This window comes from Herbiconiux gentiana, assembly GCF_024978135.1.
GTDB classification, from domain to species: Bacteria; Actinomycetota; Actinomycetes; order Actinomycetales; family Microbacteriaceae; genus Herbiconiux; species Herbiconiux gentiana.
Map to the genome: position 1 here is coordinate 21,771 of NZ_JANTEZ010000005.1, position 25,974 is coordinate 47,744.

The following is a 25,974-nucleotide window of genomic DNA, read 5'->3' on the forward strand; positions in this document are numbered from 1 at the left end:
GCCCTCGAAGCCGTCACGCTACGCCCGGCACCGCCTCGACGCTCGTACGGAAGGCGTGCTCCCCCGGGCCCACCGCGACCGCGCTGCCGTCGGGCAGCTCGACCGTGCCGGTCACACCCGTCGGGAGGTGCACGCTCAGCGAGAAGGCACCGTCCACCACGGTCCAGTCGCTCGTGATCGCTCCGTAGGCCGACTCGAAACGGGCGGATGCGCAGCCGAGCGGCCCCGGCCGGGGCGCGATGCGCACCGTGCGGTACCCGGGCGCGGTCGCCTCGATGCCGCCGATCACCCGGTGCATCCAGTCGGCCACCGACCCCAGCGCGTAGTGGTTGAACGACGTCATGTTGCCCGGATTCACGGTGAGGTCGTCGAGCAGGCTGTCCCAGCGCTCCCAGATCGTCGTCGCCCCCTTGTCGACCATCGACAGCCATGACGGGCTGCCGTGCTCGAGCAGCAGGGCGAAGGCCGTCTCGACGTGACCGGTCGCGGTCAGCGCGTCGCTCAGCAGGTTCACGCCCGCGAAGCCGGCACCCACCCGGTGGCCACCCTCCCGCACGAGCCGCGCGAGGGTGTCGCCCGCCTCGGCCCGGCGGGCGGGGTCGCGCAGCAGCCCGAAGGCGATGGCGAGCGCCAGGGAGGTCTGCGTCGGATCGTCGAGCGGGCGGTCGTCGCCGCCCCACTCGGCGGTGAAGGCGTCGGCGATCTCGAGGTGGAGCCGGTGGTAGCGCTCGGCATCGGCCTGATGACCGAGCGCCGCAGCGGTGTCGGCCAGCTTCTCGGCCGACCACGCGAAGTAGGCGGTGGCCACGAGGTACGGGTCGGTGACGGCGAGCGCCGGGTCGTCGGGCGGCGCGTTCGGGTCGAGCCAGTCGCCGAGCTGCATGCCGGTGTTCCACAGCCTCGACGGGCCGGCCAGCCGGGTCACCTGGTCGACCCACGACGCCGCGCTCGGGTACTGCCGGGCGAGCAGCTCGCGGTCGGCGAAGCGCTCCCAGAGGGCCCAGGGCGTGAGCACCGCCGCGTCGCCCCAGACGGCAGCCGGCTGGATCGGCGTCCACATCGGCGCCCCCGGGATGACCGGCACGTACCAGGGCACCGTGCCGAAGCGCTTCTGCTCGGCCGAGAGGTCGCGCAGCCAGCTGCTGAGCAGGCCGGAGCAGTCGTAGAGGAAGCTCGCCGTGGGGGTGAACACCTGGATGTCACCGGTCCAGCCGAGCCGCTCGTCGCGCTGCGGGCAGTCCATCGGGATGTCGACGAAGTTGCTCCGCAGGCTCCACCGGATGTTCTCGTGCAGGCGGTTCAGCCCCTCGTGCGAGGTGGTCAGCCACCCGGTGCGCCGCATGTCGGAGTGGTAGACCCGGCCCACGACGTCGAGCCGATCGAGCGGGCCGTCGTAGCCCTCGATCTCGGCGTAGCGGAAGCCGTGGATCGTGAACCGCGGCTCCCAGTCGATCGACCCTGTCGAGCCGCGGTACTCGTCGACCGAGGTGGCGTCGCGCAGGGTGCGCGTGTAGAGCTCGCCGTCCTGCAGCACCTCGGCGTGCCGCAGCACGAGCCGCTCCCCCACGCCCGCGGCGGCCCGCACGCGCAGGCGCCCCGAGAAGTTCTGGCCGAAGTCGAGCACGACCGAGCCGCGCTCCGTCCGTCGCACGTCGACCGGCCGCAGCTCCTCGGTGCAGCGCACCGGCGGGCCCTCGGGCGCCACGAAGGTGCCCGGCGCGAACTCGGCGACCTTCGCGGCCTGCCAGGCCGAGTCGTCGAAGCCCGGCTGTGTCCAGCCATCGGGCACGAGCTCGGCGTCGAAGGTCTCACCGGTGTAGAGGCTCGACTTGACGATCGGTGACGGATGCGCGACCCAGTCGGTGTTCGTGCCGATCACCCGCACCGAGCCGTCCTCGAGCTCCACCTCGAGCTGGGCGAGCAGGGCGATGTCGGTGCCGTAGATGTTCAGGGTGCCGCCGTCGAAGCCGTAGCGTCCGCGCCACCAGCCGTCGGCCATCCAGGCTCCGATGGCGTTCTCGCCGGCCACGAGGTGGTCGGTCACGTCGTGCACGATCGTGCGCAGCCGGTCCTGGTAGACGGTCCAGCCGGGCGCCAGGATGTCGTCGCCGACGCGGCGGCCGTTGATCTCGATCTCGGTCAGGCCGTGGGCGGTGAGGTACAACCGCGCGCGCCGGGGGTCCGAGTCCAGCTCGAAGCCGTGCCGGAACAGCGGCGGGCGGCGGTCGTCGTCGGAATGGTCCTCGTGCCACGGCGGCTGGATCCCGGTCGCGGTCCAGTCGAGGGGGTCGAGGAGGCCCGCCTCGACCGTGAGCGGCGCCGACCAGGCCGACGGGTCACCGTCGGGCGCCGAGACGCGCACCCGCACGGTGGCGCGCTCGCGCGAGCTCAGCGGTTCGGCGGGCCAGGGCACGAGCACCTGCTCGTCCGAGTGAACGAGGTGCCGGGTGGCCCCGGAGCCCCGGTCGACCTCGAGCTCATAGCTCGCCTGGCGCCACCCTGGGTCGGCGGCGATCTTCCACGACAGTCGCGGGGTCGCGGTCCCCACGCCGAGGGCGTCGCCGAGGTGTTCGACGGAGAGTTCGGGGATCACGTCAGCCCTTCACGGAACCGGCGGTCAGGCCGCGCATGACCCGCTGGTTGAGGAACAGGTAGAGCACGAGGATGCCCACGACGTTGATGCAGATGGCCGCGAAGGTCGGGCCGTACTGCACCTGACCGAACTGGCCCGTGAAGTTGAGCAGGCCCACCTGGATGGTCTGGAAGTCGCCGACGCTCGTGAACGTGAGCGCGATCAGCAGGTCGTTCCAGATGAAGAAGAACTGCACGAGGGCGACGGTGAACACGGCGTTCCGCACCATCGGGAAGCCGATCGAGAGGAACGAGCGGTAGATGCTCGCACCGTCGATCGCGGCCGCCTCGAAGATCTCGCGCGGCACTGCACGGAAGTAGGTGGCCATCATGAAGACCGTCAGCGGCAGACCGGTGGCCGTGTAGGTCAGGATGAGCGGCCAGATCGTGCCCGTGAGGTGCGTCTGGAAGTAGGCGGAGAACAGCGGCAGCAGGATCATCTGGCCGGGCACCATGATGCCGGCGAGGAAGAGCAGCAGCACGCCGCCGCGACCGCGCCAGACCAGCACCTCGAGCGCGAAGCCGGCGGCGACGCCGAGCACGACGATCAGGGCGAGCGACGGGAAGGTCGCGAGCGCACTGTTCAGGATGTACCGGCCGATGTCGCCGTCGACCCAGGCGACCTGGTAGTTCTCGAAGTTGAGGAAGTTCTCGGGCAGCGCCCACGACGGGCTGTTCAGCCATTCGTTCTGGGTCTTCAGCGATCCGAGCAGCAGCCAGATCAGCGGGAGCACGGTGATGGCGAGCAGGAAGCCGATGACGAGCGTCTTCAGCACGATGCTGCCGGCGCGGCGCGGGGTCATCCGGCGACGGATGCGCAGCGGGCGGCCGGGCTTCGCCGACGCGGGGCGGCCGGGGGCCGTGGTGGTGGCGGTCATGGGATCAGCCCTTGGTCAGGTCACGTCGTGACGAGCGGAAGATGAAGACCGTGACGAGCAGGCAGATCACGGTCAGGAGCAGCGCGATGGTGCTGCCGTAGCCGTAGTCGCCGTAGCTGAAGGCCGTGCGGAACATCAGAAGGGTCAGTGGTGTCGTCGAGGACCCTGGTCCACCGTTGGTCAGGGCGAGGACCGAGTCGAACACCTTGAGCGTCCCGTTGATGCTGAAGATGATCGAGGACAGCAGCACCGGCAGCGACATCGGGATCACGATGCGGCGGATGAGCGTCCAGCCGCCGGCCCCGTCGAGCCGGGCCGACTCCATCACCTCTTCGGGGATGTCGAGGAGCCCGGCGTACAGGAGCACCGCGTAGAAGCCCATCGAGCGCCAGATGTCCATGATCACCAGCACGAGGAAGGCCGTGTCGGCCGAGCCGAACCAGTCGACCGACGGCATCCCGAGGAGGTTGATGAACTCGTTGACGATGCCGTTCTGCGGGGCGACCTCGAACATCTTCTGGAACAGCAGCGAGACCGCCACGGTGGGCAGCACGATCGGGAAGAAGACGAGGGTGCGCACGAGGCTGGACGCCTTGCGCAGCCAGAACACGTAGAGCAGCGACAGCGCGTAGCCCACCAGCACCTGACCGACGGTGAGGATCACCGCGTACTTGAGCGTGAAGAGCAGCGCTTCGCCGACCTTCGGATCGCTGAAGAGCTTGGCGAAGTTGTCGAAGCCGGAGAACTCGAAGCCGGTGATGACACTGCCCGTGAACAGTGTGTAGCCGAGCGACCAGAGCACCGGCACGAGCATGATCACCGTGTAGATCAGCAGCGCCGGTCCGAGGAAGACGAGCACGGCGCGTTTGTTGCCGAAGACGTTGTTCATGGTGGGCCTTCTGGGTGGTGGGTGCGATGGGGCGGCGGAGCAGGGTGCGCTCCGCCGCCCGGGTGGATCGACCGGGGGGTCAGTTGCCGAGGTCGGCCTGGACCAGCTCCATGAACTTCTCGGGCGTGATGGCGCCGGTCACGAGCTGGGCCGCGTTGGTCTGGCTCGTGGTGGTGGCCTGCGCGTCGAAGAGCGCCTCGAACCAGAGCACACTGTCGCTCGAGCCGTCGATGGTCGTCTGGAGCTCGGCGGTGAGCGGGGGCACCTCGACCGAGTCGTCCTTCACGGCGAAGCCGCTCAGCACACCCTGGTCGCCCAGCGACGCGGCGCCGTAGTTGTCGGCGATGCAGGTCAGCCACGCGCCGACCTTGTCGTTGTAGCCCTTCTTCGACACGGCGATCGGCACGCCGACGTTCGCGGCGAGCTGGGCGTTCGAGCCCTTCCCGCCGGCGACGTCGGGGAACGCGACGAAGCCGATGTTCTCGGCGCCGATCTCGTTGGTGTCGGCGTTGAACGCGCTGAGCGCCCAGCTGCCCATGTAGAGGAACGCCGCCTTGCCGGTGGTGAAGGTGTTCAGCGAGGTGTCGTAGTCGATCGATCCGACGCCGTCGCCGAAGTAGCCGTCGGCACCGAGCTGCGCCACCGCGGCCGCGGCCTCGACGTACTCGGGATCGGTGAGCTTCGCGTCGCCGTCGGCGACCTTCTGCAGAGCATCCGGCCCGATCGTGCGGAACAGGTAGTTGCCGACGAGACGGGTCAGGGGCCAGCCCTGCTCGCCCGAGGCGGAGAACGGCTGCACGCCCGCGGACTTCAGCTTCGCGGCGGCATCGGTGAGCTCGTCCCAGGTGGTGGGCGGCGTGATGCCGTTCTGCTCGAGGATCTGCTTGTTGTACCAGAGGCCCTCGACGTTGAACTCGGTGGGCAGCGCGATCTCGGCGCCGTAGAGGCTGTCGATGGTCGAGGTGGCGGCGGGCAGGAGGTCGTCGGAGACGCCGAGGTCGTCGAAGGTGCTCTTCAGATCGAGCACCTGGCCGCTGTCGTTCAGGTCCTTCAGGAGCTGCGGCGTGTTGCCGGCGGCGAAGAGGGTGGGCAGGGCGTCCTGGCCGGCGAGCAGCTGGAGCTGCTGGTCGATGCTCGCCTGCGGCTGGTTGGTGACCTTCAGCGGCAGAGCGTCGTTCTCGGCCTTGCAGGCGCCGGTGCTGAGACCGGTCAGGATGTCGGCCACCGCGGTGTTCTCGGTGAGCGACAGGTAGGTGAACTCGGAGGCCCCGTCGCCGGATCCTCCCGATCCGGAGCCGCCCGCCGAGCATCCCGTCAGAACCAGGGCGCCGGCGCCGGCCAGCGCGACCATGGGGACGAGGGAGCGGCGGAGACGGGCAGTGCGTGCTGTGGTCACAATTCCTCCTTGAAGTGCGAGCCTTCGTTATTGAAGCGCTTCAAGTGACCACCATAAGAACGCGCCGGGCTGCTGTCAAGCGCGGGATGCAGCCCGGTATAACGATTCAACGCGGCGGGATCAGTAGCCCTCGGGCTTCGTCGCGACGCCGTCGAGCCAGAGATGGTCGTTCGGGTCGCTGTGGGCGGTGCCCGAGTCGACGTGCTTCGACGAGATGCGGTCGCCCTTGGTGATGACGTGCACCATCGCCATGCCGTGACCGCGGCCGAGGCCGTAGTCCTCGGCGAGCCAGGCCAGGATCGGGCCCGCCTTGGTGTCGGCGCCGAAGCCGCGCTCGGTGGCGAGGTCGACGAGCTGGCGGGGCGTGAGACCGGTCTTCTTCTCGACGGTGTCGAGGTAGGCCTGGAACGACATGGGTCCTCCTTGGGGGTCTACCCCAGTGTGCCGCACGACACCGGCGCCTCGGAAGCGGGCCGGGCCGCCGTGCTGCAGCGCGAGTAGGGTCGCGGGCGAGGCGTCCGGACGGGCCGCCCGTGAGGAGTCAGCATGTCGGATCAGCCCGGAATCCCCGACGCCGAGTCGCTCGGCCGTGAGCCGCGGAGCATCGCCATCCTCGGCGCGGGCGGCGACCTCACCGAGCGGCTGCTGCTGCCCGGTCTCGGGAAGGTCGCCGAGCTGGCCGGCGGGCTCGACCTCACCCTCATCGGCGCGGCCCGCACGCCGCAGAGCGACGAGGAGTGGCAGCGTCTGGTGCGCCGCAGCCTCGAGGCGGCCGAGATCGCGCCGGGCGCCGTCGACGCCCTGGCGAAGGCCGCGCGGTTCGTCGGGACCGACGCCTCCGACCCCGCCGAGCTGAAGGCCCTGCTCGACGCCTGCCCGTCCTCCCCGGTGCTCTACGTGGCGCTCCCGCCGGCGATGGGGCACGAGGTCGCCGAGTCGCTCGCGCAGCTGGAGCTGCCCGACGACCTGGTCGTGGCGATCGAGAAGCCGTTCGGCGAGGACCTCGACGACGCCCGGGCGCTGAACGAGGCGCTGGCCGCCGTCATTCCCGAGGAGCGCCTGTGGCGGATCGACCACTTCCTCGGCAACGCGACCGTGCTGGGCATGCTCGGCCTGCGCTTCGGCAACCGCCTGCTCGAGGCGGGCTGGAACGCCGAGCAGATCGAGAAGGTCGAGATCGTCTTCGACGAGGAGCTGGGTCTAGAGGGCCGGGCGGCGTTCTACGACTCCACCGGCGCGCTGCGCGACATGCTGCAGAGCCACCTGCTGATGGTGCTCGCGCTCACCGCCCTCGAGCGGCCCGAGCGCATCACTGCCGACGAGGTGCACGACCGCATGGCCGAAGTACTGGGCGCCGTGCGCCTCTGGCGCGACGACCCGCACACTGCCCGCCGCGCCCGGTACACCGAGGGCCGGATCGACGGCCGCTTCTTCCCGTCGTACGTCGACGAGGACGACGTCGACCCCGCGAACCGCATCGAGACCCTCGCCCAGCTGCTGCTGCAGGTCGACACCCCGCGCTGGGAGGGTGTGCCGTTCGTGCTGCGCTCGGGCAAGGCGATCGGCTCGCCGCGGGCCGAGGTCGCGGTGCACTTCCGCGGGTCCGTCCCGCCCGAGGGCCTCGGCGGCGCCGACGCGGGCGCGGGCACCGTGCTGCGGATGTCCCTGCTGAACGGCGACGTCGACCTCGACCTGTTCGTGAACAGCGCCGACGACACCGACCGGCTCGAGCGGGTGCAGCTCGAGGCGCGGCCGGACGAGGCCGAGCTCGATGCTTACGGGCAGGTGCTGGCGGGCATCCTGGCGCACGACCGGCTGCTGTCGGTGCGCGGTGACATCGCCGAGCAGTGCTGGCGCATCGTCACGCCGGTGCTGAACGCCTGGGCCGCCGACGAGACCCCGCTCGAGGAGTACGAGGCGGGGAGCTCGGGGCCCGCCGACTGGTGAGCGCCGCGGCCTCGTCGGCTCAGCGGGCCGGCAGCCCCGAGATGAAGTCGGCGAGCACCGCGAGCGATCCCTCGACGGTAGCCGCGAGGATGCGCTCGCCCTTCTCGGCGGTCGCGTGTGACGGGTCGCCGAACACTCCCGAGGGCGAGAACGGGTGCAGCTGCATCGGTCGCGTGCCGAAGTCGCTCGGGAACACCGGGTACTCCGCCGCGTAGCGCTCCGGATGCACGTGCTGCGGCTCGACCGCCAGCATGATCGACGTCTCGACCTCCTCGGCGTGGTTGAGCCCGGGTGCGGCCCCGGGGCTCGTGCGCACCTGGGCGATGGCGTCGTCCATGCCGGGGTAGTCCAGCGCGATCGCCGGCAGGATGCGCTCGGCGTTCAGCCGGCGCACGGCCGTGTAGAGCGGCTGCCGGTTGCCCCAGTCCCCGTTCACGACCACGAGCGCGCGTGCACCCGAGGCGGCCAGCGAGCGGCCGATGTCGACGGCGATCGCCGTGACCGTCTCGGGCGAGAGCGAGACGGTGCCGGGGTAGCCGGCGTTGTTCCAGGTGTCGCCGTAGTGCACGGGCGGCAGCAGCAGGGCGTCGAGCCGGTCGGCGATCCGCTCGGCCACGGCCGTCGCGGTGGCCGTGTCGGTGCCGAGCGGCAGCTGCGGGCCGTGCTGCTCGAGCGCGCCGAACGGCAGCAGCGCGAGACCCTCGCCCTCGGCGAGGTGGCGGGCCACATCGGTCCAGGGGGTCGCGTAGGCGTCGAGGCGGCTCACGGGGCGTAGTCCTGGATCGTGCCGCGCGAGCGATCGGTCAGCTCGGGCAGGCGCCGGTTGAGCTCGGCGAAGGTGTCGGTGAGGTCCATCGTCACGAGGCGGCCGTGCTCCACGACGACCCGCCCGTCGACGAGCACCGTCGTGACGTCGCTCGACTTCGCGCTGAGCACCAGCGCGGCCGCCAGGTCGTGCATCGGCTGCAGGTGCGGCTTCTGCAGGTCGATCAGCACCACATCGGCTTTGAAGCCCGGCGCGAGCACGCCGAGCGAGTCCTGCAGCCCGAAGGCCGCCGCGCTCTGCCGGGTGGCGAGGTCGAGGGCGTGCGCCGAGGTGAGCCAGGTGGCGTCGAGGTGGTCGTCCTTCTGCTTCAGCGACATCATCCGCACGCTCTCGAGCACGTCGAGCGTGTTGTGCGAGGCCGGGCCGTCGGTGCCGATCCCGACCGTCAGTCCGGCGTCGTGAAGCATCCGCACCGGCGTCGTGGTGTGCGCGTGCTTCATGTAGACCTTGGTGCACGAGGCGACCGCGACCCGGTCGGCGTAGGGCACGAGCCACTCCAGGTCGCTCTCGACGATGCCGGCCCCGTGGGCGACGATGGCGCCCGTCTCGAGGATGCCGGTGTCGTGCAGAACCTGGATCGGGGTCCGGCCGTGCCGTTCCAGGCTCGACTCGGTCTGGTTCATGCTCTCGGCGGCATGGATGTGCGTGCGCACCCCGAGGCGGCGGGCGTGCTCGGCCGTGGCCTCGAGGTCTGCGTCGTTCACGGTGTAGGTGGCGTGCGGCCCGAGCGCGGTCGTGATGCGCCCGCCGGCGGCGCCGTTCCAGCGCTCGGCGAAGGCGGCGGAGCGCTCCAGACCCTCGGCGCCCTGCGACGAGAAGAACGTGGAGGCCAGGTGACCGCGGGCACCGCTCTCGGCCACGACCTCGGCGATGCGGTCGGTGAAGAAGTAGTGGTCGGCGAAGTCGGTCACGCCGCCGAGCAGCATCTCGCCCACGGCGAGGCGGGCGCCGAGCGTCACGTCGCGCTCGGTGAGGTTCACCTCCATCGGCCAGATGTATTTGTTGAACCAGTCCTTGATCGGCACGTCCTCGGCCGAGCCGCGGAACATCGTCATCGGCGAGTGGGTGTGCGAGTTCATCAGGCCGGGGATGGCGACCTGGCCGCTGCCGTCGATCACCGTCGCCTGGGCCAGGGTGGCCGGCTCGACCTCGTCGGCCGGGCGGATCCAGGCGATCAGCCCGTCCCGGATGCCGATCGCATGCCGTTCGAGGAATGTGGCGGTTCCCCGGGCGGCGACGTCGTCGCGCGGGAGCTCCGGGTAGCCGGGGGCGGGGCGGGTGGTGCCCGCGAGCACGGTCACCGGCGTGATGACCGTGTCGACGGTGTCGGAACCGCTCGCCACGGTGACGGTGTCGGCGTGCATCCGCTCGTCGGTGGTCATGCGCTCGTCGGTGGTCATGCGCGCACCTCCCCGCCGAGCCAGCGCACCAGGTTGTCGAACAGCGTGCCGTAGCCGGGCCACTCCACGAAGCCGGGCGGCGCCCAGTGCGGCGCGATGTCCGAGGTGAACGCCGCGGTGCGACCGGCGCCGTAACCGCCCACGACGAGCAGCGGATGCCCGCCACACCGTGCGAGCTCGGTCGACCCCTCCTTCACCGTCACCTCGTTCAGCCCGAGCAGCGCCGGCCACTCCCCCTCGAGGCCCGTCGTCACCGGATGGGCGGCCGACGTCACCGGCACCGCCCCCGACGCCAGTTCGACGCGGTCGTCGCGATCGAGCACCCCCACCGGCAGCACCTCGGCGAGGGCCGTGCGCCCCCACCTGGCCTTCGCGTCGATCCCCGAGAAGGTCATGTAGCCGCCGGCCATCAGGAGCCCGCCGCCCAGCTCGGTGAAGGCGCGCAGCACCTCGATCAGGTCGATCGACGTCTCGGAGCGCACGAACGTGGCGGTCGGCAGCTGGAAGGTGTTCGCGCCCACGTCGGAGATCACGACGACGTCGGCGATCTCGCGCAACGCCTCGGCGGTGGCCGGCAGCCCGCCGACGATCTCGTGACAGGGCAGGTGCGTCACCTCGTGACCGGCGGCGCGGAGCGCGGCGGAGAATTCGGCACCCCCGAGGGTGAACTCCGACGTGGTGAAGGAGTCGAAGCCCTTCTGGTGGATCGAGTGTACGAACCACGACTCGCCTAGCAGCAGGATTCGGGTCACGGAGTCTCCTTCGAGTCGGGGGCGGTGGGGACGGTGCGGTCCCGGGTCGAGTGACCCGGCACGAGCTGAGGAGCGAGGCTGACGCGGCGGGCGATCCGCTCGGCACCGGGCTCGCGGCGGCTCTGCTGCGCGTCGAGCAGCAACCGCACGGCCTCCCGCCCCATCTCGGGCCACGGATGCCGCAGGGTGGTCACCGTGAGATCTTCCCGACCGGGCGACAGATCGAGCAGGCTGGCGACCTGCACCCGGCCGGGAACCGCGATGCCGCGCATCCGGAGCACCGCGAGCACGCCCGAGGCCACGTCGTCGTTGGCGCAAACGATCGCGTCGGGGAGGGCGCCCGGTCCGGCCGCGACGAGCCGTTCGGCCGCGCGGATCCCGCCGTCGAGCACCGCGGCGGTGAAGGGCGCGACGTCGACGTCGGCTGCGCCCTCGGCGGCGCCGCGGAGGGCGCGGATGCGGCGGGCGTCGGCGGGAGCATCCGGATCGAGGCCCACGACGAGCACGCGACGGGCAGACCGCTCGACCAGGTGCGCCATGAGCATCTGGGTGGCGCGGTCCTCGTCGAGCCCCACCGAGTCGGAGCGGTCGGTGATGACGAAGCGCCCGACCTGCACGATCGGCACGGGGCCGGCGGCCTCGATCGACTCCTGGCTCGCCTCGAGCGAGGAGGGGCAGATGATGATGCCGTCGACCCGTCGCGCCATCAGCGACTCGACGTTGCCCACGTCGTGCAGCGCGTCGGGCTCGGAGTAGCGCAGCACCAGCGAGAGGTCGTTGCGCTCGAGGCCGTCGCTGACCGACTCGATCAGGGCCGAGAGGAAGCCGGTGGTGTAGCGCGGCAGCACCAGCCCGACCGTCTCGGTGCGCTGGAGGCGCAGGGCGCTCGCGACCGCGTTGCGCCGGTAGCCGAGCTCGCGACTCGCATCGCGCACCTTGCGGTGCAGGGTGTCGCTGACCGGCCTGGCCCCGGTGAGCGCCCGCGACGCCGTGGCGACGCTGACGCCGGCGCGGGCCGCCACATCGGCGAGGGTCGGCTCAGGGGTCTGCATGCCGACAGCATAGGCGCTCTTCAGGCACAGATCGGGCAAAACCAGGCAAACGATTGCAGGTTGTTGCCGACGTTAAACATGCCCGAAACATACGAGTAATACCGTTGTCACCGCGCGGACGAACACTGGTTCCCGCACCCCTTTTCCCGCTCTTCCCGCCCGACGTTTCTGCAAACGATTTCCAAGGAGCCCCATGACGATCTCGCGCAAGGCCGCCGCCCTCGGCGCCACCGCCCTCACCGCAGCCCTGCTGCTCTCGGCCTGCTCGGGCAAGACCGCCACGGTGCAGCCGAGCGCCGACGCCGACCTGCCCAAGGTCGCCATGCTCTACGGCACCACGGGCGATTTCTCGTTCATGGACAGCGCCTACAAGGGCTTCACCGACGCGCAGTCCGAGTTCTCGTTCACGCCGCTCGACTTCTCGAGCCCGAACACCGACGACTACCAGGACCGCCTCGACCTCGCGATCTCGCAGGGCGCCGGCCTCGCGATCGGCATCGGCTTCCAGTACGCGACGCCGATGGAGCAGACCACCGACCACCCCGACACGAAGTTCGTGGCCGTCGACATCGACAAGGGCACCTCCATCCCCGACGTGACCACCATCTCGTTCGCGGCCGAGCAGTCGTCGTACCTCGTGGGAGTGGCCGCGGCCCTCACCTCGAAGACCGGCCACATCGGCTTCGTCGGCGGCGTCGACCAGCCGAGCATCCAGAACTTCTTCGTCGGCTACGAGGCCGGGGCCAAGTCGGTGAACCCGTCGATCACGGTCGACACCACGTATCTCTCCCCCCTCGGCGACTTCACCGGCTTCTCCGACCCCACCAAGGGCAAGGAGGCCGCCGCCTCGATGTACGCCGGTGGCGCCGACGTCATCTACGCCGCCGCGGGCGGCTCGGGCCAGGGCGTCTACGAGCAGGCCGCCGCCTCGTCGACGGATGCGCAGAAGAACTGGGCCATCGGGGTCGACGGCGACGTCTACAACCAGGTGGACGAGTCGATCAAGCCGTTCATCCTCACCTCGGCGATCAAGAACGTGAACGTCGCTGTCGAGGACTCGATCAAGTCGTTCCTCGACGGAAGCCTCGAAGCGGGCGAGCAGGACTTCGACCTCTCGAACGACGGCGTCGGCTACTCCACCAGCGGTGGCTTCCTCGACGCCTACTCCGACCAGCTCGAGAAGGCGAAGCAGGGCATCATCGACGGCACCGTCGAGGTGCCGAGCGCGGTCTGATCCGCGCCCCCAGACGGCGCCCGGTCGCCGGCGGCCCCACACCGCCGGCGGTCGGGCGCTCCCAGTTCCCCTCCCCTCCGCCTTTCTAGCCCTCCCCGACCCTCCGACCTCCGACCTCTCCCGACAGGAGCACCCGATGAGCGAGACAGCCGAGCCCGACGTGCTGGTGCGGTTGACGGGCATCGTCAAACGCTTCGGCACCTTCGTGGCGAACGATCGCATCGACCTCACCGTGCGCGCCGGCACCGTGCACGCGATCGTCGGAGAGAACGGGGCCGGCAAGTCGACCCTGATGAAGATCCTCGCCGGCGAGGAGCGCCCCGACGAGGGCACGATCGAGATCGCCGGTTCGCCGCGCACGTTCTCGTCACCTCGGGATGCCCAGCAGGCCGGCATCGGGATGGTGCACCAGCACTTCCTGCTCGCCTCGGCGCTCCGCGTGTGGGAGAACGTGGTGCTGGCCGACGAACCAGGATCCGCGTTCCGGCTCGACAGCGCCGCCGCCCGCTCCCGGGTCGCCGACCTCGCCGCCCGCAACGGCTTCGAGGTCGACGTCGACGCTGTGGTGCGCGACGTCGGTGTCGGCGGCCGGCAGCGAGTCGAGATCCTCAAGGTGCTCTACCGCGACGCCCGCATCATCATCCTCGACGAGCCCACGGCCGTACTCGTGCCGAGCGAGGCCGCCTCGCTGTTCGCCGCCATGCGCCGGTTCACCGACGCCGGGGCCGCCGTCATCTTCATCTCGCACAAGCTCGACGAGGTGCTCGACTTCGCCGACGAGATCACCGTCATCCGCGCCGGCGCCGTGGTCGGGCAGACGACGCCCGCCGAGTCGAGCGCCTCCGACCTCGCCGGCCTGATGGTCAAGGTCGCCATGCCCGCCGTCGCGCCGCGCACGGTTCCGCCGGGATCCGACGTCGTGCTCGCCGCCCACGGCGTCACCGTCGGCGAGGCCGGCGAATTGCCGGCGCTCGACGACGTCTCGCTCGAGGTGCACTCGGGGGAGATCGTCGGCATCGCCGGCGTCGAGGGCAACGGCCAGTCGGAGCTGCTGATGGCCCTGCTCGGCCGGGTCGCCCACACCGGGCGCATCAGCCTGGCGGGTGAGGACATCGACGGCCTGCCCACCGAGACCCGCCGCGCCCGGGGCCTCGCCTACATCCCTGAGGACCGGCACCGCGACGGCGTCGTGCTGTCGATGGCGCTGCGCGAGAACGCCGCCCTCGGCTACCACGGCCGGCCGCCGGTGAAGCGGGGGCCGTGGTTCAGCCGATCCGGTGCCGCCGCCCAGGCCCGCGCCATCATCAGCCGCTTCGACGTGCGGGGCGGCGACCCGTCCACCCCGGCGTCGGCGCTCTCGGGCGGGAATCAGCAGAAGTTCATCGTCGGCCGCGAGCTGGGCAGCGATCCGCGTGTGCTGATCGCCGCGCATCCGACCCGTGGTGTCGACATCGGCGCCCAGTCGGCGGTCTGGAGCGAGCTCACCGCCGCGCGCGACCGCGGCCTCGGCACGCTGCTCATCTCGGCCGACCTCGACGAGCTGCTCGCCCTCAGCGACCGGCTGCTCGTGTTCTACCGCGGACGCATCGTGGGGGCGCTCGACCCGCGGCACGTCGATGCGCAGGAGCTCGGCGAGTACATGACGGGGGTCAGGACCTCGGCCGGCCCGGCCGCTCCGTCCTCGCCGTCCTCTCCGTCGGAAGGAGACGCCGCATGATCCGGCGCATCGCGGTCACCCTGGCCGGCCCCGTCGTCTCGGTGCTGCTCGCGCTGCTCGTCACGACCCTCTTCCTGACGATCGGCGGCTACTCGGCCACGAGCGCCTACGAGGTGATGTGGAACTACGGCATCGAGCCCGCCTCGCTCGTCTCGGCGCTGAACAACGCCGTGCCGCTCTACCTCGCCGGCGTCGCCGCCGCCTTCGCGCTGCGGATGGGCCTGTTCAACATCGGCGTCGACGGCCAGTACCGGGTCGCCGCCCTGGCCGGGGCCGTCGTCGCGGCGAACCTGCCCCTGCCGCTCTACCTGCGACTGCCGATCACCCTCATCGTGTGCTGCGTCACCGGCGCCCTCTGGGCCCTCGTGCCCGCACTGCTCAAGGTCTACCGGGGCGTCAGCGAGGTGATCACGTCGATCCTGATGAACGCCATCGCCACCACCGTCGTCGCGATCCTGCTCGCCGACGTGTTCCGCTCCGGCGGGGGCCAGAACACCGGCACCGCGATCATCGGGGCCGAGGGCGCGATGCCCGTGCTGATCGACCTCGGCATCGGCAACCGCACCTCGATCACCGGCTTCCTCGTCGTGGCGATCGTAGTGGGCATCCTGTTCTACCTGATCCAGTACCGCACGGTCTTCGGCTTCACCCTGCAGGTCGCCTCACGGTCGCCCGAGGCCGCCGAGTCGGCCGGCATCAAGGTGAACCGCCGCATCATCTGGGCGATGCTCGGCTCCGGCGCGATCGCCGGGCTCGTCGGGATGCCGCACGTGCTGAGCACGGCGTTCCGCTTCGACGGCACCCTGCCCACCGACCTGATGTTCACCGGTCTGGCGGCGGCGCTGCTCGGCCGCTCGCACCCGATCGGCATCGCGGTCGGCGCGTTCATCCTCGCCTTCGTCGAGCGCAGTTCGCAGGTGCTCGGCCTCGTGCAGCTGCCGACCGAGGTCGGGTCGGTGTTCATGGCCGTCATCCTGCTGAGCTCGGCGGTCGGGTACTGGCTCACCGAACGGGCCGACCAGCGCGTCGCGCTCTGGAACGCCCTGCGCCGCCGCCGACGCGAGACCCCGCCGCCCGCCGCACCCCTGCCGACCGGAATGGAGGCCACGCGATGACCGACACCGTCGAGCCCACCGTCCCCACCGCCCCGGCGGCCGCCCCCCGCTCACTCGCCCCGAGCCGGCAGCGGCTGCGGGCGGCGCTCCGCTGGGGTCTGCTCGGCCTCGGTCTCATCATCGTCGCCCAGTACGTCGCCGATGCGCCCGGCATCGCGGCCTCGTCCACCTGGGGCTCCGCGCTGCGCCTCACGGTGCCGATCGCCGTGGTCGCGATCGGCGGGCTCTACTCCGAGCGCGCGGGGGTCATCAACGTGGGCCTCGAGGGCATGATGATCGGCGGCACCTGGATGGCCGGCGTCTTCGGCTGGTTCTGGGGCCCGTGGGCCGCCCTCGGCGGCGGCGTCGTGGGCGGGCTCGTGTTCGGGCTGCTGATGGCGGTGCTCTGCATCGAGATGGGGCTCAACCAGCTCATCGTGGGTGTGGCCATCAACGTGGTCGCCGGAGCATCCGCCCGCTTCGCCAGCGACATCGTGTTCAACGGGGTCGACGGCGGTACGATCGCCCGCTCGCCTCGCATCGACGGCTCGCTGCCGGTGCTCAGCGTGCCGTTCCTCTCGGGCGGGCTCGGCACGCCCGACCTCACCGGGGACATGGAGCAGTCGGGCATCCCGGTCGTGTCGCAGCTCGGCGGCATCGTCGGCGGCCTCACCCACGACGTCTCGCTCGCCGCCGTGATCGGGCTGCTGCTCATCCCGGCCACGGCCTACGTGCTGTGGCGCACCAAGTTCGGTCTGCGCTGGCGTGCGGCCGGCGAGGAGCCCGCGGCCCTGCAGGCGCTCGGCGGCAAGGTGCACCGCACCCGCTGGATCGCCGTGCTCGTCGGCAGCGGCCTGGCCGGCTTCGCGGGCGGCTACCTCGCGCTGATCTCGCAGGCCTACGTCGAGAACCAGACCGCGGGGCGCGGCTTCATCGGTCTGGCGACCCTCATCTTCGGCAACTGGATGCCCTCGGGCGTCTTCCTCGGATCGTCGCTGTTCGGCTTCTCCGACGCCGTCGGCCTCGGGCGGCCCGAGACGTTCCGGGCGCTGCTGTTCATCCTCGCGGTAGTGTTCCTCGTCGTCGGAGCCCTGCGGTTCTGGCGGGCATCCCGCCGCTCGGGGATCGCCCCGCTCGCCCTCGGTGCGGTGCTCGTGCTGGTGTTCCTGTTCGTGCCGCTGCCCCCCGAGCTCGCCACGGCGGCGCCGTACCTCGTCACCCTCGCGGTGCTCGTGGTGGCCGGAACGACCATGCGCCCGCCGGCCGCCCTCGGGCACCTGTTCCCGCGGCGTAACTCGCGCAGCTGAGCCGCTCGTTCCGTCCCTCCCGCTCCTCCCCCAGCTGACCCGTCCCTCCCCACCCGTCAGGACCCCATGAACCACTCCCTCACCGCCGAGCTCTGGGACGGCACGACCGCCCGCGGCACCGTCATCCTCGACTGGACGGTCGACGGCACCGACGGTGTCGTGTCGGGGCTGCGGCCCGCCGACGCCGGGGACGCCTCGTCCGCCGGCGCCGGCCTCCCCGCCGGCGTCAGCATCATCCCCGGCCTGATCGACACCCACGTGCACCTGGTCGGCCACGCCGGCCCGGGCACCGCCGACTTCCTCACCTGGCCGCTCACCACGCGCCCCGAGGAGCAGACCCTGCACGGCCTGGCCAATGCCCGGGCTGCTCTGCGCGGCGGGGTCACGACCCTCCGCGACCTCTCGGCCGACGACATCCAGTTCTCGCTGCGTCGCGCGCTCGAGCAGGGCGTCGTCGAGGGCCCCCGCCTGCAGGCGCACGGCATGGTCAGCATGACGGCGGGGCACGGCGACCTCTTCACGCCGGCGGCCTACCCGCTGCGCAGGCCTGTCGCCGACGGACCCGACGAGTGCCGCAAGCTCGTGCGGCACTGGGCCCGCGCCGGCGCCGACGGCATCAAGATCGCCACCAGCGGCGGCGTGCTCTCGGTGGGCGACAAGAGCGCTTGGCGCAACTACACGGCGCCCGAGATCGACGCGATCGTCGACGAGGCGCACGCGCTCGGCCTGCGGGTCGCCGCACACGCCCACACCGAGGCGGGCATCGACGCCGCCATCTGGCACGAGGTCGACTCGATCGAGCACGGCACCCTGCTCACCGCCGCCCAGGCCGACCGCATCGCGGGCCTCGGCATCACCGTCGCCCCCACGCTGCTCATCAACGACCGCATCGCCGCCGGCCGCAACGGGGTCTCCCCCGAGCAGGCGTCGAAGGCGGCGGCCCTCGTCGTCGAACGCGACTCCCGGATGCGCGAAGCCGCCGACCTCGGCGTCGACTTCGTGCTGGGCACCGACGCCAACGGCCACCACGTCGACTTCGGCGACCAGATGGAGGAGGTGCGCCTGATGGCGCAGACCTTCGGCTGGTCGCCTTCCCGGGCTTTGGAGGCGGCGACGTCCCGCGCCGCGCGAGCCATCGGTGAAGAGGGCCGACTCGGCGTGCTCGCACCGGGGGCCGCCGCAGACTTCCTCGTGATCGAGGGCCGGCCCTGGGAGGATCTCTCCTCGCTCGACCCCTCACGCATCGTCGCGGTCGTCTCGCGCGGACGGGTCGTGTTCGGGGCCCTGCCCGAGCTCAGCCCTCGGTGAGCGACGTGATGCACCGCCGGAGCTGATCGGCGAACACCTTCTGCTCGTCCGGCGCCAGGCCCGCCTTCATCCGGTCCTCGACACCGCGCACGGCCGCGCTCGCTTGAGCGAGGAGCGCGCGGCCCTCCGCGGTGAGCTCCGTCGGCAGCACCCGCCCCGCAGACGGCTGCTGCGGTCGGGTCACCTGCCCCTCGCGCTCGAGCGTCTGCAGCAGCACGTTCATCGACTGCCGGGTGACGAAGGCGCCCCGCGCCAGTTCGGAGTTCGACAGCCCAGGACGCTGCGCCAGCAGCTCGAGGCACGAGTAGTGCGTCACGCTCATGCCCAGCGGACGCAGCACCGCCTCCATGGCGACCCTCAGCGCCGTCGCCGCCTCTTTCAGCAGGTAGCCCACCGAGGTCGGCAATTCGATTCCGTTGGCTTCCCCGTTCATGTGGATTCCCCATTCATGTCAGTATTCTGACATACTGGAACGTGTCAACCAACTGACATACACGAAAGCGAGCGATCATGACCTCCTCCGGCCCCGGCTTCATCTCCCTCCAGGTGCGCGACCTCGACGTCTCCGCGGCGTTCTACGAGAAGCACCTCGGCTTCACCCGCCAGGCCGGCCCGCCCCACGCGGTCGTCTTCGCCACCACCCCGGCCGCGTTCGCCGTGCGCAGCGCCCTGCCGGGTGTCGACCTCGATGCGATCCCCGAGCTCGGCGCCGGGGTGGCCATCTGGCTGCACACCCCCGATGCGCAGGCCGTCCACGACGCGATGGTCGCCGCGGGCATCCGGATCACGGCGGAGCCCATCGACGGCCCGTTCGGCCGCACTTTCACCTTTGCCGACCCCGACGGCTACCGGATCACCCTGCACGACCGCGCCTGACCCGCCGCCGACACACGCGGTTCCGCCCTCGCCCCGGCTCGTCCGACGTGGAATGATCGGATCACCGGCACCCCCGAGAGGTCCGGACCCGACTGCCACCGACACTCAAAGGCGAGAACCATGGCGATTGACATCCACACCGCATACCCCGACATCGCGCGCCAGCACGAGCGCGAGCGCCGCTGGACCACCCTGAAGGCCGTAGCCGTCTCAGGTTCAGCCCTCGCGGCGGTCGTGCTGAGCACGCTGGCACTCTGGGGCCGCCCCGGCGTCTGACCGAGCGGAGAGCCGCGTCCGGCGAGACCCGCCGCACCCAGCCCACCCGTCGCCACCTACCTCGCTGCGGCCCGCGCGTTGCAACCTCGCTGACCCAGCCATGACCATCGAGGGCAAGCGCGCCAGCGCGCGGCAGCCTGTCGGCAGCCAGCGCCGGGCGTCCCGCCTCGGAGGGGCTGCCGCGCGCTTCGCGCTTGCCCTCGGTTGCCGTGGCCGGGTTGTGTAGGTGGGCGCGTTGTCACGCCGCTGGGCGCGTGATGGTGCGTCGGCGTGTGGTCGGGACGGGTTTCTGTTCGGAGTCAGCCCACCGGGGCGGGATCAGATGCGGCACCCCGCCCTGCATGACCAGTTTCCAGTCCGCCTTGTGCAGGTGCGAGTGGTGGAAATGGCAGAGCAGAACCCCGTTGTCGATATCAGTTCGCCCCGGCGGATGATCATCCGAAACCCACTCGTCCGCGTGGTGCGTCTCGCAATACGAGGGTGGCCGGTCGCAGTTGGGCCACACGCACCCGCCGTCTCGGGCGGCGAGTGCCCGGTTCTGGGCGGCGGTGAACAGTCGCTTGGTTTTGCCGTGGAAGAGGACCTCGCCCCGGTCGCCGAAGAGCGTCACTGCCATCGGCGAGCTGCACCGCATTTGCGCCACGGTCGACGCGGGCACGGGCTCGTCGAGTCCGTCGATGTACCCGACGCCGCGCCCGGCCTCGAGATCGGCGAGCGTCATGTGGAGGTTGAGTGTGGTGGTGGCCCCGTTGATTCGGGGCATGTCCTCGGCACCGGCGGCGCGGGCGATGAGTTCGGTGATGGTGTCGGCGTTCTTCTGCGCCGAGGTGCGATTGTCGGCGGTGACGTAGTCGCTCTCCTCCATGAACCGCGGGCCGCCCACGCGGGGGCTCTGCATCGCTTGCAGGCTCGACGTCCACACGCCGCCCTGCTCGGGCGTGAGGGCGAACGTGCCGCGGATCATCCCGTCGGAGGACTGCCTGATGGTGAGTGACCGCAGCTGCTGGTGCACCTCGTGCCGAGGTTCGGCCCCGTCGGGGTCGAGGATTTCCCGCAGGTGGATGGCCATCCTCGCGGTCTCATCGGCGGAGAAGTGGCAGGCAAGAGTTCGGTCGACGAGGGTCTCTTCGGCTCCGGCGACGACGTCGGGCGAGCATCCGCGGTCGGCGAGCTCGCGGCAGCGCTTCACGATGGTGGCCGCCGCCTCGATCGGCAGGTCGCCCGCGTCGAGCGCTTCAGAGACCAGGGGGAACGGCGCCGACCCCTCGCCACCGCCAAGCAACATCTCGCCCCGCAGGCGCTTCCCGAGATCGAGCCGGGCCTTGCACTCCTTCGCCGACGCGCCCGTGACATTTGCGAGCAACGCCACCGCCGACGTGAAGTTCTGCGACCGACTCAGACCGTCGTCACCGAGCTCGGGCCGCGACCGCACCCCCACCTCGCCCGCGAACCGGATCTGCATTGCCAAAGCCGCCCGCACGACGAGCTCATTTGCCGCCATCGCCTCGAGCAGCGCATCATCACCGAGGCTGGAGAGGGTTGCGGAATTCATACTGAGATTCTATCATAATGCCATGACGAATGCTCGTTTATTCGGAACTGTGTTCGGGCAGAGTGCCCACCCGGTGCCGCCCCCGCAGCAGGTACCACGCCATCCCCGCCGCCACCACCGCGCCGATGACGATGAGCGCGCTGTACTGCAGCGGCCCGTCCGCGCCGTAGACCTCGGGCCGCGGCCACGCCAGATTCACCGCCATGGCCGCACCCCACAGCACCGCGACCACGTTGATCGGCAGGCCGAGGCGGCCGAGCGAGAAGGTGCCGGCACGAGCATCCGTCGACCTGTATTCGCCCCGCAGGCGTCGCACCAAGAGCGGCAGGGTGACGAGCAGGTAGGCGAGATAGATCAGGATGACCGCGACACTCGTCACCGCCGTGAAGATCTGCGGGGTGCCGATGTTGACGGCGAGGATCAGCACCGCGAGCATCCCGATGACCACCGCGGGCACCACAGGTGTGCGGCGCCGGGCGTCTATGCGGGCGAGGGCGGCGGCGGCCGGGAGGGCGTTGTCGCGCGCCATCGCGAACACCAGGCGGATGCCCGCGGTGTGCACCGCGAGGGCGCAGACGGTGATCGCCACCACGATGCATCCGAGGAAGACGGAGCCGAGCGGCCCGCCGAGCACCTGCAGCAGGATCAGCTGGAGGCCGCCGGAGGGCTCGCCGAGGGCGGGATCGGCGAGGTCGGGGGCGGCGAGGATGGCGAAGAGCAGGATGAGTCCGCCCAGCACGAACGACGCGACGATGGCGCGGAGGATGGCGGCGGGTGCGGTCCGACGCGGGTCGATGGTCTCCTCGCCCAGGGAGCTGGCCGTGTCGAAGCCGTACATCACGTAGGCGGAGGCGATGGCCGCGATGAGGAACGCGCCGGCGTAGCCGCCGGGCAGGCCCTCGCCGCGGCCGGCCGGATCGAGCAGCACCGTCGGCGGGTTCACCGCGTTCACCGCCAGCACCACCACGAGGAGCACGGCCGCGACGAGCTCGATCATCACGCCGATGCTGTTGATGCGGGCCATCAGCTTCACGCCGACCGCGTTGACGACCGTGGTGAACACGATCAGGACGGCGCCCCAGATCACCGCACTCACGCCGAAGCTGGCGCCGGTGCCGTCGCCCACGAGCTGGAAGCCGCTCCAGAGCTGCGGCAGCGTGGCCTGGTAGGCGAGCACTACCGCGGCGAGCGAGACGATCGACGCGATCACCATCAGCCAGCCGGCGAGCCAGCTCACCGTAGGGCCGGCGACGCGCTTGCTCCAGTTGTAGACCGAGCCGGCCACCGGGTAGCGCGCGGCCAGTTCGGCGAAGCAGAGCGCCACCATGAGCTGGCCGCCGAACACCAGCGGCCACGACCACCAGTACGCGGGCCCGCCGTTCAGGAAGCCGAAGTAGAACAACTGGAACGTGCCGGTCAGGATCGAGATGTAGCTGACCCCGGCGGCGAAGCTCGCGAACCGGCCGATGCTGCGGGACAGCGTGGGGCGGTACCCGAACTCGGCCACGCCGTCGTCGCTCTGCGCGCTCATCTGCGGGTCAGCCGCGAGTCGAGGCAGGACGGGCGCCGGCGCGGCGGGTGGCGATGATGGCGAGGGTGATGCCCGCCGCGCCCGCCAGGGCTGCGAGGGCGAGCGGGGTGAACTCGGACCGGTCCGCGGGCATGTCGATGGTCGCCCAGATGAACAGGATGATCGCCGCGATGCCGAGGGCCGGTGCGAGCCAGCGCGTGAGGTCGCGGGCGAGGCCCGGGGTGGTGAGCGACTCGAGGTGGCGCCGGCGCCGCGACAGTCCGACGAGGCCGAGCAGGAGCGAGAGTCCACCGAGGACGGCGACCACCGCGACCGGCAGCACCCCCACGTTGCGGGTTGCCGCGAGGGCGTCGGGGTCGGGGCCCGTGAAGGTGCCGGCCGGGAAGTCGAGGCGCGCCCCGAGGTCGGAGTTCGTCAGCTCCCACGGCCAGCCCGCGTCGCCGTCCCGCCGCAGCTCGAGCACCGTCGAGCGGATGCCGTCGGCCTCCGAGACGGAGTCGGTCGACGGGGCGAACTCGGTCGACGAGGCAGCGTCGCTCGATGGGGCGGAGTCGGTCGACGAGGCAGAGTCGGTCGACGGCGCGGCATCGTCGTCCTCGCCGACGGTCCCGAACGGCACGACGTCCTCCGGCCACTGGCTCGGCTCGTCGTAAACGTCCGTGTCCCGCGTGATCCACCCCCCGTCGAGCGCCTCCGCCGCGAGCGCCGTGGGCATCCGCAGCTCGATACGCAGCGGGTCGAGGCCCGGGTCGTCGTCCCAGTTCGAGTCGTATTTCCAGCCGTCCAGCAGGGCCGCCCAGCGCACCGCATCGACGACGGTGCCGACAGCTTCGCCCGACGACGACACGGCCTGCGCCGCCACCGCCGCCGAACCCAGGGTGTAGTCGACCTCCACCTCGTGCGCCCCGCTCAGCACCTCGGTCAGCTGCGTCACGAGCAGCAGCGAGTCGCCGTCGGGCCGCGTGCGGAACGGCGTCGAGGCCCCGTCCACCCGCACCTCCGAGACGGTGAGGTCGAGGTCCTGACCGGCGAACCCGCTGGGCCACTGCTGCGCGAACTGCGGCACCTGCGAGCCGTCGTCGTCGAAGGTGACGTCGAGCCGCTCGGTCACGGCGAGGCGCGCAGTGCCGTCGTCGGCGCAGGTGAGCTCCGCGACCGCGTCGAACGACTGCACCGATGTGAACGTGGCGCCGGGCACGTCGGCCGAGTAGCTGGCGTAGTCGAAGGAGCGCGGAAAGGGCGTGGGCAGCAGCGCCACGGATGCGATGGCCCCGGCCACCATGAGCAGGGCGAGCATCCGCACCCCGATGCGACCGGCACCGAGGAACGATCGCGATCGCCAGCCCCGGCTGGAGTCCTCGCCGAGCTCCTGGTCGATCAGAGCGACGACGCTGCGGCCGGCCTCACGGGGTGGCGACTGCAGCACGGCGTACGCCAGGGCGTCCTCGCGGAGGGGGCCGCGGGCGAGCATCCGCGTTCTCTCGGCGTAGACGCCGATGCCGCGCAGGTGCTGCTTGAGCAGAGCACCGCGCCGGGTGAGCGGGCGCGAGGTCAGGGCCAGCGCGAGCACCACCAGCGCGACCAGCGACGACAGCAACACGAACGCGACCGGCCACCACACCACCGCGAGCACGGTCTGGTGCGAGAGCTGCCGCACGAGCCCCCACTGCACCACGGTGAGCGCCAGCGGGGCGGCGATGAACAGGTCGCGCACGAAGCCGCGGGGTATGCGGCGGATGCCCGCGTGCACCTGCTCGGCACGCTCCGACGCCGAGAGGTACCGGCTGAGGGCGCGGGGCCGGTCGCCCAGCCGACCCGTGCGGGCCGCGACGCGGGACGCCTCCCTCAACCGCTGCTGCCGGGCCGCACTCGGGGCGCCGGGCACGGACGCCTTGGCCCCCCGCCGCCCCCAGCGGCGCTTCTTCGTGGCGCTGCGGGGTGCCGATCGCGCGCTCTCGAGGGCCTCGGCGAGCTCGAGGGCGGCGGGCGCGCGCAGGATCTGGGCGGCCATCCGCACCGACACGCCCTTCGGGGGGTCGTACTGGGCGACGAACCAGGGGCGGCCACGGGCGTCGCTCCAGGCGACGGCCCGGGCGGCGAGCGCGAGCAGCAGCGTGACCAGCAGGATCGCCAGCGGCGCCAACGGGCCGTAGACCTGCAGCCAGAACAGGAGGGTCGGCGGGGGCATGGTGAACGTGCCGCCGTCGAAGATCATCCGGAAGCGGGCCTGCGCGTACGGCGGCATGTTCTGGTCGTTGGTGAAGCCGTAGCTCGTAGTGCCGGGCTGCGGGCCCTCCTCGGGCGTCAGCCACTCGCCGCCGCCCACCAGCAGCCAGGCGAGCGTGCCGCGCGGCTGCTGCACCAGCTGCGCGTCGACGTCGTCGGGCAGGGTGACGGACACGTCGAGACCGGCCAGGGCCTGGCGCCAGTCGGGGCCGAAGACGTCCCACTCGAGCAGGTCGACCGGGGTCGTGTCGGGGTCGTCGTCGGCGGCGGTGTTGGTCGCGTCGGCCCGGGTGGTCAGGTAGGCGAGGTCGTGCAGCTCGTAGGTGATGACGAAGACGTGGTCGCCCGTGAGCACCTGCTCGTCGCGCGCCCCGTCATTTGTCCCGTCTGCCGGCGGAGCCAGATCGAGGGCCAGCTGGTCGGTGGTCTCGCTGCGCCGGGCCTCGACGGCCACCCCGTCGACGGTCGTGGTGAGCACCGAGGGCTCGAGGGCGTGGCCCTGGTACTGCGTCGCCAGCACGCGGCGGATGCCGGACTCCTCGACACCGTCGGGGAAGAACGCGGTGATCGTCTCCTCGACGTGGGCGGTCAGGCGGCCGTCGTCACCGCGTTCGACGGTGTAGTCGACGTCGAAGTCGCGGGCGATCCAGGTGTCGGTGGCGGTCTCGGCCGAACCGGTGATGTCGTCGAGGCTCAGCGGCTCGTTGATGATCGGGCCGAACAGCAGCACCAGGCCGGCGATCGCGACCAGCGCCCAGAACGCGCGGATGCCGTTGCGCAGGCGCGTCCCGCCGTGCGACCGCAGCCAGGCCTCGGCGCCGAGCAGCCAGCGCGAGAGCACGACCCAGAGGGCGGTGTGCTGGGGCGGGGCGTCGGGGACGCGGTCGTCGGGGAGGGCGGTGGGGTCGGGCTGGCCGGTCGTGGGGTCGCTCGTGCCGCTGGCTGCGTTCCCGCCGCTGTCGTCGCTGATGTCGCCTCCCCCGTCGTCACCCGGCCCTGGGGCCCACCCGTGAGCCGGCCCCCGACTCACCGATCGAGCCTACGAGAAGTCCGGCCCCTCCGCCGTATCAGGCTCGCTACAG

21 protein-coding genes are annotated in these 25,974 nt (G+C 71.3%); 8 read left to right on the forward strand and 13 right to left on the reverse strand.

Annotation, left to right across the window (positions count from 1 at the left end; all coding sequences use genetic code 11):
- Window positions 1-13: 13 nt before the first annotated feature.
- From NVV95_RS13010 to NVV95_RS13030, 5 genes are all read right to left on the reverse strand, one after another.
- Entirely contained in the window at window positions 14-2,593 is a 2,580-nt protein-coding gene (locus NVV95_RS13010) for an alpha-L-rhamnosidase (RefSeq protein ID WP_259486979.1), read from the reverse strand.
- Between the two features lies 1 nt (window position 2,594).
- A complete protein-coding gene (locus NVV95_RS13015) occupies window positions 2,595-3,509 on the reverse strand; it encodes a carbohydrate ABC transporter permease (protein ID WP_259486980.1) in 915 nt (304 codons plus the stop codon).
- A 4-nt stretch (window positions 3,510-3,513) separates the two neighbouring features.
- Window positions 3,514-4,398 (reverse strand): carbohydrate ABC transporter permease, encoded by an 885-nt coding sequence (locus NVV95_RS13020; RefSeq protein WP_259486981.1) that lies wholly within the window; start codon window positions 4,396-4,398, stop codon window positions 3,514-3,516.
- 79 nt (window positions 4,399-4,477) lie between these two features.
- Window positions 4,478-5,794: an ABC transporter substrate-binding protein gene (locus NVV95_RS13025; RefSeq protein WP_259486982.1), complete on the reverse strand. Its 1,317-nt coding sequence runs from the start codon at window positions 5,792-5,794 to the stop codon at window positions 4,478-4,480.
- 120 nt (window positions 5,795-5,914) lie between these two features.
- Window positions 5,915-6,208, reverse strand: a complete 294-nt coding sequence (locus NVV95_RS13030) for a DUF4287 domain-containing protein (protein ID WP_259486983.1) — start codon at window positions 6,206-6,208, stop codon at window positions 5,915-5,917.
- A 132-nt stretch (window positions 6,209-6,340) separates the two neighbouring features.
- Here NVV95_RS13030 and NVV95_RS13035 point away from each other — a divergent pair, with 132 nt between their 5' ends.
- A complete protein-coding gene (locus NVV95_RS13035; RefSeq protein ID WP_259486984.1) occupies window positions 6,341-7,741 on the forward strand; it encodes a glucose-6-phosphate dehydrogenase in 1,401 nt (466 codons plus the stop codon).
- Between the two features lie 19 nt (window positions 7,742-7,760).
- On the opposite strand, the gene NVV95_RS13040 is transcribed toward NVV95_RS13035, so the two are convergent.
- The 4 genes from NVV95_RS13040 to NVV95_RS13055 are packed head-to-tail and all read right to left on the reverse strand — an operon-like array spanning window position 7,761 to window position 11,771.
- Window positions 7,761-8,507 (reverse strand): creatininase family protein, encoded by a 747-nt coding sequence (locus NVV95_RS13040; protein WP_259486985.1) that lies wholly within the window; start codon window positions 8,505-8,507, stop codon window positions 7,761-7,763.
- Window positions 8,504-9,967, reverse strand: coding sequence for an amidohydrolase (locus NVV95_RS13045; protein WP_259486986.1), 1,464 nt, complete (start codon window positions 9,965-9,967; stop codon window positions 8,504-8,506). The genes NVV95_RS13040 and NVV95_RS13045 overlap by 4 nt, the downstream gene beginning before the upstream one ends.
- A complete protein-coding gene (locus tag NVV95_RS13050; RefSeq protein WP_259486987.1) occupies window positions 9,964-10,719 on the reverse strand; it encodes a glutamine amidotransferase in 756 nt (251 codons plus the stop codon). The genes NVV95_RS13045 and NVV95_RS13050 overlap by 4 nt, the downstream gene beginning before the upstream one ends.
- Window positions 10,716-11,771 carry a LacI family DNA-binding transcriptional regulator gene (locus NVV95_RS13055; protein WP_259486988.1) on the reverse strand — a complete coding sequence of 352 codons (1,056 nt, stop codon included), beginning with the start codon at window positions 11,769-11,771 and terminating at the stop codon, window positions 10,716-10,718. The genes NVV95_RS13050 and NVV95_RS13055 overlap by 4 nt, the downstream gene beginning before the upstream one ends.
- Window positions 11,772-11,964: 193 nt before the next feature.
- Here NVV95_RS13055 and NVV95_RS13060 point away from each other — a divergent pair, with 193 nt between their 5' ends.
- From NVV95_RS13060 to NVV95_RS13080, 5 genes are all read left to right on the forward strand, one after another.
- On the forward strand, window positions 11,965-13,005 hold the full coding sequence (locus tag NVV95_RS13060; RefSeq protein WP_259486989.1) for a BMP family lipoprotein: 1,041 nt from the start codon (window positions 11,965-11,967) through the stop codon (window positions 13,003-13,005).
- Between the two features lie 136 nt (window positions 13,006-13,141).
- Complete coding sequence (locus NVV95_RS13065) at window positions 13,142-14,722, forward strand: ABC transporter ATP-binding protein (RefSeq protein ID WP_259486990.1); 1,581 nt, start codon at window positions 13,142-13,144, stop codon at window positions 14,720-14,722.
- Window positions 14,719-15,837, forward strand: a complete 1,119-nt coding sequence (locus tag NVV95_RS13070; protein ID WP_259486991.1) for an ABC transporter permease — start codon at window positions 14,719-14,721, stop codon at window positions 15,835-15,837. The genes NVV95_RS13065 and NVV95_RS13070 overlap by 4 nt, the downstream gene beginning before the upstream one ends.
- The gene (locus tag NVV95_RS13075) at window positions 15,834-17,123 is read left to right on the forward strand and encodes an ABC transporter permease (RefSeq protein WP_259486992.1); all 1,290 of its coding nucleotides are present in this window, start codon (window positions 15,834-15,836) and stop codon (window positions 17,121-17,123) included. The genes NVV95_RS13070 and NVV95_RS13075 overlap by 4 nt, the downstream gene beginning before the upstream one ends.
- Before the next feature lie 66 nt (window positions 17,124-17,189).
- A complete protein-coding gene (locus tag NVV95_RS13080; RefSeq protein ID WP_259486993.1) occupies window positions 17,190-18,431 on the forward strand; it encodes a metal-dependent hydrolase family protein in 1,242 nt (413 codons plus the stop codon).
- On the opposite strand, the gene NVV95_RS13085 is transcribed toward NVV95_RS13080, so the two are convergent.
- On the reverse strand, window positions 18,418-18,864 hold the full coding sequence (locus NVV95_RS13085) for a MarR family winged helix-turn-helix transcriptional regulator (protein ID WP_259486994.1): 447 nt from the start codon (window positions 18,862-18,864) through the stop codon (window positions 18,418-18,420). The two genes, NVV95_RS13080 and NVV95_RS13085, sit on opposite strands and share 14 nt — an antisense overlap.
- Before the next feature lie 77 nt (window positions 18,865-18,941).
- Between NVV95_RS13085 and NVV95_RS13090 the strand changes: the two genes are divergently transcribed.
- Both NVV95_RS13090 and NVV95_RS13095 read left to right on the forward strand, forming a co-directional pair.
- Entirely contained in the window at window positions 18,942-19,307 is a 366-nt protein-coding gene (locus NVV95_RS13090; RefSeq protein ID WP_259486995.1) for a VOC family protein, read from the forward strand.
- Between the two features lie 120 nt (window positions 19,308-19,427).
- Complete coding sequence (locus NVV95_RS13095; RefSeq protein ID WP_259486996.1) at window positions 19,428-19,583, forward strand: hypothetical protein; 156 nt, start codon at window positions 19,428-19,430, stop codon at window positions 19,581-19,583.
- 238 nt (window positions 19,584-19,821) lie between these two features.
- Here NVV95_RS13095 and NVV95_RS13100 read toward each other — a convergent pair whose 3' ends face one another.
- Genes NVV95_RS13100 through NVV95_RS13110 form a run of 3 tightly spaced genes read right to left on the reverse strand, consistent with a single transcriptional unit; the run spans window position 19,822 to window position 25,922 of the window.
- The gene (locus NVV95_RS13100) at window positions 19,822-21,135 is read right to left on the reverse strand and encodes an HNH endonuclease signature motif containing protein (protein WP_259486997.1); all 1,314 of its coding nucleotides are present in this window, start codon (window positions 21,133-21,135) and stop codon (window positions 19,822-19,824) included.
- Between the two features lie 37 nt (window positions 21,136-21,172).
- Complete coding sequence (locus NVV95_RS13105) at window positions 21,173-22,666, reverse strand: APC family permease (protein WP_259486998.1); 1,494 nt, start codon at window positions 22,664-22,666, stop codon at window positions 21,173-21,175.
- A gap of 7 nt (window positions 22,667-22,673) precedes the next feature.
- Entirely contained in the window at window positions 22,674-25,922 is a 3,249-nt protein-coding gene (locus NVV95_RS13110; protein ID WP_259486999.1) for a DUF2207 domain-containing protein, read from the reverse strand.
- Between the last annotated feature and the right edge of the window lie 52 nt (window positions 25,923-25,974).